Origin of the sequence: Mesorhizobium sp. M7A.F.Ca.US.005.03.1.1, from assembly GCF_003997975.1 — a bacterium.
Lineage (GTDB): Bacteria > Pseudomonadota > Alphaproteobacteria > Rhizobiales > Rhizobiaceae > Mesorhizobium > Mesorhizobium ciceri.
Window position 1 is genome coordinate 36,163 of sequence record NZ_RZRO01000016.1, and the last position, 12,245, is coordinate 48,407.

The following is a 12,245-nucleotide window of genomic DNA, read 5'->3' on the forward strand; positions in this document are numbered from 1 at the left end:
GGTGCCTCCGCATAAGATAAACCTGGTCGAGGCTGCGGATCAAAAGATCAAGAAGGTCTTCGATCCGCATATCGCCGGCGACGTCAACGACAGCCAGGCGAAGGTCGCCAAGTTCGGCGAGGTCTTCGATTGGCACGCGCATGACAATGAGGACGAAGCCTTCCTCGTGCTGCGTGGGCGTATTGCCATCGATTTCCGCGACGGCCCGGTCGAACTCGGCGAGGGCGATTTCATCGTCGTGCCGCGCGGCGTCGAACACCGGCCGCGCTCGCTCACCGTTGAGCCCGTGGTGCTGATGTTCGAGCCGGCAACGACGCTCAACACCGGCAACGCCAAGAGCGACCTCACCGTCGCCGACTTGAAGCGGCTCTGACCATGTTTTCCTCGATCAACGGTTTTTAGAAAAGGGCTCCCATGTCCATCCTCGTCGACAAGAACACCAAGGTGCTGGTGCAGGGCCTGACCGGCAAGACCGGCACGTTCCACACCGAACAGGCGCTGGCCTATCACGGCACGAAAATGGTCGGCGGCATCCATCCCAAGAAGGGTGGCGAGACGTGGACCGGCGCGAAGGGCGAAAGCCTGCCGATCTTCGCCACCGTCGCCGAGGGCAAGGAAAAGACCGGTGCCAATGCGTCCGTCGTCTATGTGCCGCCGGCAGGCGCCGCCGAAGCCATCCTCGAAGCGATCGAGGCCGAGATCCCGCTGATCATCTGCATCACCGAAGGCATACCGGTGATGGACATGATCAGGGTCAAGGCCAGGCTCGACCGTTCGACCTCGCGGCTGATCGGCCCGAACTGCCCGGGCGTGCTGACGCCCAACGAATGCAAGATCGGCATCATGCCCGGAAACATCTTCCGCAAGGGCTCGGTCGGCGTTGTTTCGCGGTCGGGAACGCTTACTTATGAGGCAGTGTTCCAGACCACCAATGTCGGCCTCGGCCAGACCACCGCCGTCGGCATTGGCGGCGACCCCGTCAAAGGCACCGAGTTCATCGACATGCTCGAGATGTTCCTCGCCGACGAGGAGACCAAGTCGATCATCATGATCGGCGAGATCGGCGGTTCGGCCGAGGAAGACGCCGCGCAGTTCCTCAAGGACGAAGCCAAGCGTGGCCGCAAGAAGCCGATGGCCGGCTTCATCGCCGGGCGCACGGCGCCGGCCGGCCGCACCATGGGCCACGCCGGCGCGGTCATCTCCGGCGGCAAGGGCGGCGCCGAAGACAAGATCGCGGCGATGGAATCGGCCGGGATAAAAGTTTCGCCGTCGCCGGCAAGGCTGGGCACGACCTTGGTCGAAGCGATCAAAGGGTAAGGGAATAGGGGAGTAAGGGAGTAGGGCAGTAGGGAAAATAGCAGCGGCAAAAAGCCCTGCTCCCCTATTCCCTTATTCCCCTACTCCCCTCCAAAAACAGGAGACGGAGCCGGGCTCCGCGGACAAAAATGGCAAGACAAGATCAGGCCAACGACCAATTTTCTCTCACCTCTTTCCTCTATGGCGGCAATGCCGATTACATCGACGCGCTTTACGCCGCCTATGAGGACGATCCAGCCTCGGTCAATCCCGAATGGCAGGAGTTCTTCGCCGGGCTGAAAGACGATTCCGGCGATGTGCGCAGGAACGCCAAGGGCGCCTCCTGGGCCAAGCCCTCCTGGCCGCTGCAGGCCAATGGCGAACTGGTGTCGGCGCTCGACGGCAATTGGGGCATCGTCGAGAAGACGATCGAAAAGAAGGTCAAGGACAAGGCGGTCACCAATGGCGTCGTCCTGTCCGACGCCGACGTGCACCAGGCGACGCGCGATTCGGTGCGCGCCATCATGATGATCCGCGCCTACCGCATGCGCGGCCATCTGCACGCCAATCTCGATCCGCTCGGCATCGCCAAGCCGCTCGAGGACTACAACGAGCTGTCGCCGGAAAACTACGGCTTCACCGAAGCCGATTACGACCGGCCGATCTTCCTCGACAATGTGCTGGGGCTTGAATTCGGCAGCATCCGGCAGATGCTGGAAATCCTGACCCGCACCTATTGCTCCACGCTCGGCGTCGAGTTCATGCATATTTCCGACCCTGAGGAAAAGGCCTGGATCCAGGCGCGCATCGAGGGTGCCGACAAGGAGATCACCTTCACCGCCGCCGGCAAGAAGGCGATCCTGCAGAAGCTGGTCGAGGCTGAAGGCTTCGAGCAGTTCATCGACGTCAAGTACAAGGGCACCAAGCGCTTCGGCCTCGATGGCAGTGAGGCGCTGATCCCGGCGCTGGAGCAGATCGTCAAGCGCGGCGGCCAGCTCGGCATGAAGGAAATCGTGCTCGGCATGGCGCATCGCGGCCGGCTGAACGTGCTCTCCCAGGTCATGGCCAAGCCCCACCGCGCCATCTTCCACGAGTTCAAGGGCGGCTCTGCGGCACCCGATGAGGTCGAAGGCTCGGGCGACGTCAAGTACCATCTAGGCGCCTCGTCGGACCGCGAATTCGACGGCAACAAGGTGCATCTGTCCTTGACCGCCAACCCCTCGCATCTGGAAATCGTCGATCCGGTGGTGATGGGCAAGGCGCGCGCCAAGCAGGATTATCTGTTCGGCCGCAGCCGCGAGGAAATCGTGCCGCTGGAAGAGCGCGCCAAGGTGCTGCCGCTCTTGCTGCATGGCGATGCCGCCTTCGCCGGTCAGGGCGTGATCGCCGAGATCCTCGGCCTGTCCGGCCTGCGCGGCCACCGCGTCGCCGGCACGCTGCATTTCATCATCAACAACCAGATTGGTTTCACCACCAACCCGCGCTTTTCGCGCTCCTCGCCCTATCCGTCCGACGTCGCCAAGATGATCGAAGCACCGATCTTCCACGTCAATGGCGACGACCCGGAAGCCGTGGTGCACGCCACCAAGGTGGCGATCGAGTTTCGCATGAAGTTTTTCAAGCCTGTTGTGGTCGATATGTTCTGCTATCGCCGCTTCGGCCACAATGAGGGCGACGAACCGGCCTTCACCCAGCCGATCATGTACCGCAACATCCGCAACCACAAGACGACGGTGCAGATCTATGGCGACCGGCTGATCGCCGAGGGTCACCTCACCCAGGCCGAGCTCGACCAGTTGAAAGCCGACTGGCGGGCGCATCTGGAATCCGAATGGGAAGTCGGCCAGCACTACAAGCCCAACAAGGCTGACTGGCTCGACGGCGCCTGGTCGGGCCTGCGCACTGCCGACAACCAGGACGAACAGCGGCGCGGCAAGACCGCCGTGCCGGTCAAGACACTGAAGGAAATCGGCAGGAAGCTGACCGAGGTGCCGAAGGATTTCGAGGCGCACAAGACGATCATCCGTTTCCTCGAAAACCGCCGCCAGGCGATCGAGTCCGGCGAAGGCATCGACTGGTCGACGGCCGAGGCGCTGGCCTTTGGCGCGATCCTGCTCGACGGCAATCCGATCCGCCTGTCGGGGCAGGATTCCGAACGCGGCACCTTCTCGCAGCGCCATTCCGTGCTCTACGACCAGCGCGACGAGACCCGCTACATCCCGCTCAACAATCTGTCGGCGGCTCAGGCCGGCTATGAAGTCATCAACTCGATGCTGTCGGAAGAGGCGGTTCTGGGCTTCGAATATGGCTATAGCCTGGCCGAGCCCAAGGCGCTGACCTTGTGGGAAGCGCAGTTCGGCGACTTCGCCAACGGCGCCCAGGTGGTGTTCGACCAGTTCATCTCGTCAGGCGAACGCAAGTGGCTCAGAATGTCGGGCCTCGTCTGCCTGTTGCCGCATGGCTATGAAGGCCAGGGTCCGGAACATTCCTCGGCCCGGCTCGAACGCTTCCTGCAGCTTTGCGCCGAAGACAACATGCAAGTCGCCAACTGCACCACGCCGGCCAACTACTTCCACATATTGCGCCGGCAGCTGAAGCGCGACTTCCGCAAGCCGCTGATTCTGATGACGCCGAAGTCGCTGCTGCGCCACAAGCGGGCGGTGTCGACGCTGCCGGAAATTTCGGGCGAAAGCTCGTTCCACCGGTTGCTGTGGGACGATGCGCAGCTGCTTTCCGGACAAGCGATCAAGCTGGTCAAGGATTCCAAGATCCGCCGCGTCGTGCTGTGTTCGGGCAAGGTCTATTACGACCTCTATGAGGAGCGCGAAAAGCGCGGCATCAACGACATCTATCTGCTGCGCGTCGAGCAGCTTTACCCGTTCCCGGCCAAGGCGCTGATCACCGAACTGTCGCGGTTCCGCAATGCCGAGATGGTGTGGTGCCAGGAGGAGCCCAAGAACATGGGCGCCTGGTCGTTCATCGACCCGTATCTGGAATGGGTGCTGGCGCATATCGACGCCAAGCATCAGCGGGTGCGCTACACCGGCCGTCCGGCCGCCGCTTCGCCGGCGACCGGACTGATGTCGAAGCATCTCGCCCAACTCGCCGCCTTGCTCGAAGACGCGCTTGGTGAATAGAGAAGATCTGGGCGAACAACAGAACCGAAAGAAAACGGACAGGCACAATGGCTACCGAAATCCGCGTTCCCACTCTCGGCGAATCCGTCACTGAAGCGACCGTCGGCAAATGGTTCAAGAAGGTTGGCGATACAATCGCCGCCGATGAACCGCTGGTCGAGCTCGAGACCGACAAGGTGACGGTGGAGGTGCCTGCCGCCGCCGCCGGCACGCTGGGTGAGATCACCGTCAAGGAAGGCGAGACGGTCGGTGTCGGCGCGCTGCTGGGGTCGATTTCGGCAGGCGGCGCGGCTCCCGCCACGAAGCCGCAAGCGGTGTCGCAGGCCTCGTCGCCGGATGCGGCATCGACCGGCAAGCAGGCCGCGGCCGAGACCGCCAAGATCGCCGGCGATGCCGGCCCGGTCGAGCCGCGCACCATGCCACCGGCACCGGCCGCGGCGAAACTGATCGCCGAAAGCAATCTCTCGGTCGACCAGATCTCCGGTTCGGGAAAGCGCGGCCAGGTGCTGAAAGGTGACGTGCTCGACGCCATCTCCAAGGGCGCGCCGTCGCAGCCGGCCGAGACGCCGAAAGCAGCACCGGCACCGGTTGCCGTGCGGGCGCCGTCCTCGGGCGACGATGCATCGCGCGAGGAGCGCGTGCGCATGACCAAATTGCGCCAGACCATCGCGCGCCGCCTCAAGGAAGCGCAGTCGACCGCAGCCATGCTGACCACCTTCAACGAGGTCGACATGTCAGCGGTGATGGCGCTGCGCACCAAATACAAGGACGTGTTCGAGAAGAAGCACGGCGTGAAGCTCGGCTTCATGGGCTTCTTCACCAAGGCCGTCACGCACGCGTTGAAGGAAATCCCCTCGGTCAATGCCGAGATCGACGGCACCGATATCATCTTCAAGAACTATGCCCATATCGGCGTCGCCGTCGGCACTGAAAAGGGCCTCGTCGTGCCGGTGGTGCGCAATGCCGACCAGATGTCGATCGCCGAGATCGAGAAGGACATCGGCCGGCTGGGTATCGCCGCGCGTGACGGAAAGCTGTCGGTCGCCGACATGCAGGGCGGCACGTTTACGATTTCGAACGGCGGCGTTTACGGGTCGCTGATGTCGACCCCGATCCTCAACGCGCCGCAGTCGGGCATTCTGGGCATGCACAAGATCCAGGACCGGCCTGTCGTGGTCGGCGGCCAGATCGTCATCCGGCCGATGATGTACCTGGCGCTCAGCTACGATCACCGTATCGTCGACGGCAAGGAAGCGGTGACGTTCCTGGTGCGCGTCAAGGAAAGCTTGGAGGATCCGGAACGGCTGGTGCTTGATCTCTGAGGTCTGGTGCTGATCCGGCTGTTGGAATGTGTGCCGGAGGAAGGGATCTGCGCGGCAGAATGACGACCCGTTCCCTTAGCCTTTCCAAGGTGCTTTCGATCGCATCGATCGCGGCCGGCATGGTGCTGGCCGCTGCCGGCGCCCATGCCGCCTGCCCGATAGAACTCGCTGTCTATGGCGACGCCCAGAGCGGCAGCGAGATCGATTTCACGCCGACCGGCACCTCGGCGACCGTCACCAACAGCTTCCGGATGATCCTCGACAACAATGTGGTGCTTAACGGCATCGTCATGTGGAATGAAGGCGTATCGCGGCCGAACGGCGCGCTGATGCACAAATGCCCCGAGGGCGACGTCACCGGCGAGGAGCTTGCCGCCTGCACGCCCTGGCACGGCGTCATCTACACGGCGGATGAAAACGGCAACATCGGACTGCTGCCGGCTGAAGGCGTCGAAGCGCCGAAGACGCTGATCCTGCCGGACCTCGGGCCGGCGTTGCGCCAATCCAGCGCCTATGGCGGCAGCGGATTTTCGAAAGTGCCGTGGGATGTGTTTGCCTTGAAGGGATGCCAGGAATGAGCGGGACGCAAAAGGTGCTGCTGGTCACCGGCGGCAGCCGCGGCATCGGCGCCGCGATCTGCCGGCTCGGATCGAAGGCCGGCTACCGGGTCGCGGTCAACTACGCTTCGAACCAGGAGGCCGCCAAGGCGCTGGTCGCCGAGATCGAGGCCGCCGGCGGCGAGGCTTTCGCGGTCAAGGGCGATGTCGGCAAGGAGTCCGATATCGTGGCCATGTTCGAGGCCGTCGACCGCGCCTATGGACGGCTCGATGCCTTCGTCAACAATGCCGGCATCGTCGACGTCAAGGCGCGCGTCGACGAGATGGATGTTTCGCGGCTGGAGCGCATGATGCGCATCAATGTCGTCGGCTCGTTCCTCTGCGCCCGCGAGGCGGTGAAGCGCATGTCGACCCGTCATGGCGGGTCGGGCGGATCCATCGTCAACATCTCGTCGGCCGCGGCGACATTGGGCTCGCCGGGCGAATATGTCGATTATGCCGCCTCCAAGGGCGCCATCGACACCTTCACCGTCGGGCTCGCCCGTGAGGTGGCGCTAGAAGGCATCCGCGTCAATGCGGTGCGGCCGGGCATCATCGACACGGACATCCACGCCTCCGGCGGGCAGCCGGACCGGGTGGAGCGGTTCCGCGATCTGCTGCCGATGAAAAGAGCCGGTACAGTGGATGAAGTCGCGGGCGCGGTTCTCTATCTTCTCTCCGACGCCGCGTCCTATACGACGGGCGCGATCCTGAATGTAAGCGGCGGCCGCTGAGCGCTCTCAAGCAGATCGAGCATGATGTTATCCGAAAACCGCGTCACACTTTTCGGCATCATGCTCAAAACAGAAGGACAGTATCATGGCTTATGACGTCGTTATCATCGGATCGGGACCCGGCGGCTATGTCTGCGCCATCAAGGCGGCGCAACTCGGGCTCAGGGTTGCGGTGGTCGAGAAGAACGCGACCTTCGGCGGCACCTGCCTGAACATCGGCTGCATCCCGTCCAAGGCGCTGCTCCATGCCTCCGAGATGTTCGCCGAGGCCGGCCACTCCTTCGACACGCTCGGCGTCGAGATATCGGCGCCGAAATTGAACCTGAAGAAGATGATGGCGCACAAGGATGCGACGGTGTCGTCGAACGTCAACGGCGTCGCCTTCCTGTTCAAGAAGAACAAGATCGACAGTTTCCGCGGCACCGGCAAGGTGCTCGCCGCCGGCAAGGTGTCGGTCACCTCCGAGGACGGCAAGGTCGAGGAGATCGAGACCAAGAACATCGTCATCGCCACCGGCTCGGATGTCGCCGGCATTCCCGGCGTCAAGGTCGACATCGACGAGAAGGTGATCGTGTCGTCGACCGGCGCGCTGTCGCTGGATAAGGTTCCCGGCCATCTGGTGGTGGTCGGCGGCGGTGTCATCGGGCTCGAGCTCGGCTCGGTGTGGGCGCGGCTCGGCGCCAAGGTCACCGTGGTCGAATTCCTCGACACCATCCTGGGCGGCATGGACGGCGAGGTCTCCAAGCAATTCCAGCGGTTGCTGGGCAAACAGGGCTTCGAGTTCAAGCTCGGCGCCAAGGTCACCGGCGTGGCCAAGGCCAAGAAGGGTGCGACCGTCACCTTCGAGCCGGTCAAGGGCGGCGCCGCCGAGACCATCGAGGCCGATGCCGTGCTGATCGCCACCGGCCGCCGCGCCTATGCCGACAGCCTCGGGCTCGGGGAAGCCGGCGTCGAGGTCGACGAGCGCGGCCGGGTCAAGACCGATGGCCATCTCAAGACCAATATCCCGGGCATCTATGCCATCGGCGATGTCATCGCCGGGCCGATGCTGGCGCACAAGGCCGAGGACGAGGGCGTGGCGGTAGCGGAAACCATTGCCGGCCAGGCCGGCCACGTGAACTATGACGTCATTCCGAGCGTCGTCTACACCAGCCCGGAAATCGCCTCGGTTGGCAAGACCGAGGAAGAATTGAAGAAGGCCGGCATCGACTACAAGATCGGAAAGTTCCCGTTCAGCGCCAATGGCCGGGCGCGCGCCATGCTGCACACGGACGGTTTTGTGAAGATCCTCGCCGACAGGCAAAGCGACCGCGTGCTCGGCGTGCATATCGTCGGCTTCGGCGCCGGCGAGATGATCCACGAGGCGGCGGTGCTGATGGAGTTCGGCGGTTCGTCGGAGGATCTCGCCCGCACCTGCCATGCGCATCCGACGATGTCGGAGGCGATCAAGGAGGCGGCGCTGGCGACGTTCTTCAAGCCGATCCACATCTAAAGCCCTTTCATAAACTCTACTCCGGCGGCCATCTGGCGAGGTTTTCTCCGCTTTCACAGCGCCGCACGTCCTCCTGGACGCTTAAAGGATGCTGTGACCCTTTTTGATTGGCGCATGATCCTCTCCGAAAATCGGACTGATCTTCGGGGTCATGCGCTGCTCACGGACCCAAATGTCCGCTGCGCTCCGGTTCTCGAAAACCACACCAGCTGACTCACCGGAGCGAGTTTCTGGAAAGGCCTTTCTGGCGGCCCCTACAAAACAAAACGGCCCGCTTTTCAGCGGGCCGTTCGTAACTGATATCGAGCCAATCACTGGGCCGGTGCAGGTGCCGGCGCAGGGGCTGGTGCCGGCGCAGGAGCCGGTGCGGGCGCGGGTGCCGGGGCAGGCGCCGGTTCTGCAGGTGCCGGAGCAGGCGCGGGCGCAGGTTCAGCCGGCTTCATCGGTTCCGCCGGTGCAGGCGCTGGGGCCGGTGTGCTGGCCGCCGGCGGCTCGGCGGGTGCCGGGTGCTCACCACTTCTTCCGAAAACATAATACGCGACAACCGCCAGAATAACGACGACCAGGGCAATCAGCCAACCGCTACCACCGCCGCCGCCACTTGGCCTTGGTGCGTTGGTGGACGAATTGAACGGGTCGTTTGGATTCGGTGTGTTCGCCATAAAAGTGTCCTCCGTGGATGAAAAATATCAATCAACACCATACAACGCGCAATCATTGAACTGGTTTCACGCTAGGGTTGGAAAACGCCAAAAACAAGGACAATCCTGCCCTTCCGCAGCCGGAGTGGCGTCGTTTCGCCACGCAGCGCGCCAAGTTTGCGTCTGTTAAGGTCGAATCAGAGGGTTTTGCCGTGACGAATTCGTCAGCTCAGCTTGTCCCGAATCACTGCGATGCTCTTGCCAGAGCCCAGTTCGCAGACCGCTATGTGCTGGTCACTGAAGGCCTTTCCTTAACCGCACTCGGCGCGGCCGAACGCGCTCTGGGGCGAACGCCGCCCTGGGTCGGCAGGCTCATGGCGCTGCGCAATCTTGCCGTCAGGCCGTTCCGGCTGAAGACGGGCCTGGAAACTGCGGTGTTGCCGTCGGGCCGGATCGGGATATTTCCGCTCATCAGCCAGTTTCCCGGCAAGGTTGTGCTTGGCCTCGACGACCGGCATCTCGATTTCCGTGTCCTGGTCGAAGTCAGGGATCTTGGCAGCGGCCGGCAAGAGGTGGCCGCGACGACGATCGTCAAGACGCACAATTGGCTCGGGCGCGCCTATCTCGCGATCATCATGCCGTTTCACCGGATGGTCGTTCCGGCGATGCTGGCCCAGATCCTGGCGAAGTAAGCTGAAGTCACTAAAGTCCGACAGGCGTGACGGTGTAACCGGCCTTGCGGAAACCCTCGACCAGGCCTTCGGGGCCGGGGAGGTGGAGGGCGCCGACCGCCATGAAGACATTGCCTTTGGCAAGGATCGGTTCGGCATGCTCGACCATCACCTTGTTGCGGCTGGTGATCATGGTTTCCTCGAACGCCGCATAGCCCGCGGGGTCGTCCTGTTGGTCCGGCATGGCCGCACGAAACAGCGGCCAGAACATGCCGGTGTCGCCACGCTGGTAGAGCACGATCATGGTTTCGTTGATGTCGTTGACCTTGTCGCCGAGCTTCAGCGTGTCGACGAGGCCCTTCATGTGAAACGCCAGCGGCAGCGAGGCCATGGCGCGCAGTTGGCCTTCAGCCGTCTCCAATCCTTCCACCGGCTTGCCGGAAGCCTTCGCGCCTTCCGCCAGCCTGACATCGAGCACCGGGGCGCCGCCTGACTGACGGGCCAGCTCGCAGGCCGGCAGTGCCATCATGGCCGAGAGCATCCACGGCTTCATCTTGGCAACCGTTGCCGGCGGAATGCCGCGTGCGTCGAGCGCGGTGTTCATGGCCGCCGCATCGTCGGGCGACAGTAGCGACGCCAGCGTCGTCGAATCCGTGAACATCATCAGGTCCGGCTCCTTGAGCATCGCTACCATCATCTTCTGCTTGTCGAGCACGTCGGTGGTTTCGATGACGATGGTGCCGGCGGCGTCATAGGCTTTCTGCGCTTCGGGAGGCAGCGTGGTGACGCGCGGGTCGGTCATATGCATGGTGCCGAACAGGAAGGACGGCTTCTCGCCGGGCTTTTCCAGCTTCCACAACAGGCCCTTGCCGTTCGGCGTCGCGGCGGCTTCCGCTTCGATCTTGCGGTAGGTCGCCGGATCGTTCTTCTGCAGGGCCGACAGCATGTCGGCACCGGTGCAGGTCGGGACTTCGGCATGCGCCTTGCCGGCCGCGAACAGCAGCACGGCGAGGAACGACAGGAAGAACAGAACATTGAGCGCGACGAGCAGCTTCAGCGACACGGAAGCAGCACGGTCGGCGATGGCTATGACGCGTTTCATGAGCCTCTTCTAGGACTGAAAAGCGGCAAAACGGTTAACCTGTGCTGAGAAATTGTCTTGGACTGGCTATCGCCCTCAACTGACGTCGATGGGGCTCATGCTTCAACGATTAGCGGAAACGCCCATTTCTTCGTCATCCCAGGGTCTCCGCGACGGAGCTTCGCTCCTGCTTCGCCCAGGGACGACGACGTTGGGGAGGCTTTCGGCCAAATGGTGAACGTTACCGGCGTTCACGCCCTGGGATGCGCCTGCTCATAAATCTCGAGCAGCCTCGCGGTGTCGACGCCGGTGTAGATTTGCGTCGTCGACAGGCTGGCGTGGCCGAGCAGTTCCTGGATGGTGCGCAAATCACCGCCGCGGCCGAGCAGATGCGTGGCGAAGGAATGGCGCAGCGCATGCGGCGTCGCGGTATCGGGCAGGTTGAGCGCCGAGCGCAGCTTGGCCATGTCGCGCTGGACGATGGCTGGGTTGAGCGGGCCGCCGCGGGCGCCGCGGAACAGCAGGCCCTTGGGGTCGAGATGGTAGGGGCAGAGCCGGCGATATTCGGCGATTGCCCTGAGCGCCACCGGCAGCACCGGCACCAGGCGCGTCTTGCCGCCCTTGCCGGCAACGCGCAGCACCGTGTCGGCCGCCGACGCCAGATCGGCGCCGGTCAGGCCGAGCGCCTCGGAAATGCGCAGGCCAGAGCCGTAGAGCAGCGTCAGCACGGCGGCGTTGCGGGCTGCGATCCAGGGTTCCTCCGCCAGTTGGCCTTCGATGGAAACGATATGCTTGGCATCGCTCGCCGTCAGCGGCTTGGGCAGCGATTTGGGCTGGCGCGGCGCGCGCAGTGCCGCCGCACCGGCCGCATTGGCGAGGCCGCGCCGCTCGAGGAAACGCAGCAGCGAGCGGATGCCGGCGAGACCCCGGCCCAGCGTGCGGGCGCCGGCACCGGCATTGCGCCGCGCCGCAAGGAAGCCGCGCAAATCCGCCGGGCGCAGATCGGCGATGTCCGAAATGCCGGGCGAGCCGCCGCAATGGCCGGTGAGGAAATGCAGGAACTGACGCGTGTCGCGCTCATAGGCTTCCACCGTCTCGGGCGACAGCCGACGTTCTCGCGCCAGCATCTTCAGCCAGCTTTCGCGCGCCGCCTGGAGATCGGGTTTGGCCGGGATGAGGAATTCCTGCATGGCGGCATTTTCGGATATTCGGGTTAGGAAGCGGTGAATAGCCCGTCATTGAAATGACAGCCGCGTGGGGCTAGAGCAGGCCAAA

Annotated in this window: 10 protein-coding genes and 1 pseudogene; 9 read left to right on the forward strand and 2 right to left on the reverse strand. The window is 63.5% G+C overall.

Features of this window, described 5'->3' with window-relative positions:
• The first annotated feature begins 1 nt into the window (after position 1).
• The 9 genes and pseudogenes from EN990_RS10080 (at position 2) to EN990_RS10120 (ending at position 9,910) form a co-directional block, all read left to right on the forward strand.
• Positions 2 to 373, forward strand: coding sequence for a cupin domain-containing protein (locus EN990_RS10080; RefSeq protein WP_013528848.1), 372 nt, complete (start codon positions 2 to 4; stop codon positions 371 to 373).
• 41 nt (positions 374 to 414) lie between these two features.
• Positions 415 to 1,317 (forward strand): succinate--CoA ligase subunit alpha, encoded by a 903-nt coding sequence (gene sucD, locus EN990_RS10085; RefSeq protein WP_013528849.1) that lies wholly within the window; start codon positions 415 to 417, stop codon positions 1,315 to 1,317.
• A gap of 128 nt (positions 1,318 to 1,445) precedes the next feature.
• Positions 1,446 to 4,433 carry a 2-oxoglutarate dehydrogenase E1 component gene (locus tag EN990_RS10090; RefSeq protein WP_027163286.1) on the forward strand — a complete coding sequence of 996 codons (2,988 nt, stop codon included), beginning with the start codon at positions 1,446 to 1,448 and terminating at the stop codon, positions 4,431 to 4,433.
• Positions 4,434 to 4,480: 47 nt separating this feature from the next.
• Complete coding sequence (gene odhB / locus EN990_RS10095; RefSeq protein ID WP_127384634.1) at positions 4,481 to 5,755, forward strand: 2-oxoglutarate dehydrogenase complex dihydrolipoyllysine-residue succinyltransferase; 1,275 nt, start codon at positions 4,481 to 4,483, stop codon at positions 5,753 to 5,755.
• Positions 5,756 to 5,814: 59 nt separating this feature from the next.
• On the forward strand, positions 5,815 to 6,333 hold the full coding sequence (locus tag EN990_RS10100) for a hypothetical protein (protein WP_127370173.1): 519 nt from the start codon (positions 5,815 to 5,817) through the stop codon (positions 6,331 to 6,333).
• A complete protein-coding gene (locus EN990_RS10105; protein WP_013528853.1) occupies positions 6,330 to 7,085 on the forward strand; it encodes an SDR family oxidoreductase in 756 nt (251 codons plus the stop codon). The genes EN990_RS10100 and EN990_RS10105 overlap by 4 nt, the downstream gene beginning before the upstream one ends.
• A gap of 76 nt (positions 7,086 to 7,161) precedes the next feature.
• Positions 7,162 to 8,577 (forward strand): annotated as a pseudogene (lpdA, locus tag EN990_RS10110) (dihydrolipoyl dehydrogenase); the annotation flags it as partial.
• 172 nt (positions 8,578 to 8,749) lie between these two features.
• A complete protein-coding gene (locus tag EN990_RS35770; protein WP_206526340.1) occupies positions 8,750 to 9,133 on the forward strand; it encodes a hypothetical protein in 384 nt (127 codons plus the stop codon).
• A gap of 297 nt (positions 9,134 to 9,430) precedes the next feature.
• Positions 9,431 to 9,910: a DUF2867 domain-containing protein gene (locus EN990_RS10120; protein WP_164753487.1), complete on the forward strand. Its 480-nt coding sequence runs from the start codon at positions 9,431 to 9,433 to the stop codon at positions 9,908 to 9,910.
• 10 nt (positions 9,911 to 9,920) lie between these two features.
• Here the strand turns inward: EN990_RS10120 and EN990_RS10125 are convergent, their stop codons facing one another.
• The gene (locus EN990_RS10125) at positions 9,921 to 10,991 is read right to left on the reverse strand and encodes a TraB/GumN family protein (RefSeq protein WP_127369657.1); all 1,071 of its coding nucleotides are present in this window, start codon (positions 10,989 to 10,991) and stop codon (positions 9,921 to 9,923) included.
• 230 nt (positions 10,992 to 11,221) lie between these two features.
• The gene (locus tag EN990_RS10130) at positions 11,222 to 12,160 is read right to left on the reverse strand and encodes a tyrosine recombinase XerC (protein WP_024504979.1); all 939 of its coding nucleotides are present in this window, start codon (positions 12,158 to 12,160) and stop codon (positions 11,222 to 11,224) included.
• Between the last annotated feature and the right edge of the window lie 85 nt (positions 12,161 to 12,245).

Coding starts and splice junctions, on each gene's coding strand:
- EN990_RS10105 (WP_013528853.1), top strand. CDS start 6,330: ATGAGCGGGACGCAAAAGGTGCTGCTGGTCACCGGCGGCAGCCGCGGC.
- odhB (WP_127384634.1), top strand. CDS start 4,481: ATGGCTACCGAAATCCGCGTTCCCACTCTCGGCGAATCCGTCACTGAA.
- EN990_RS10125 (WP_127369657.1), bottom strand. CDS start 10,991: ATGAAACGCGTCATAGCCATCGCCGACCGTGCTGCTTCCGTGTCGCTG.
- EN990_RS10100 (WP_127370173.1), top strand. CDS start 5,815: ATGACGACCCGTTCCCTTAGCCTTTCCAAGGTGCTTTCGATCGCATCG.
- EN990_RS10130 (WP_024504979.1), bottom strand. CDS start 12,160: ATGCAGGAATTCCTCATCCCGGCCAAACCCGATCTCCAGGCGGCGCGC.
- sucD (WP_013528849.1), top strand. CDS start 415: ATGTCCATCCTCGTCGACAAGAACACCAAGGTGCTGGTGCAGGGCCTG.
- EN990_RS35770 (WP_206526340.1), top strand. CDS start 8,750: ATGTCCGCTGCGCTCCGGTTCTCGAAAACCACACCAGCTGACTCACCG.
- EN990_RS10090 (WP_027163286.1), top strand. CDS start 1,446: ATGGCAAGACAAGATCAGGCCAACGACCAATTTTCTCTCACCTCTTTC.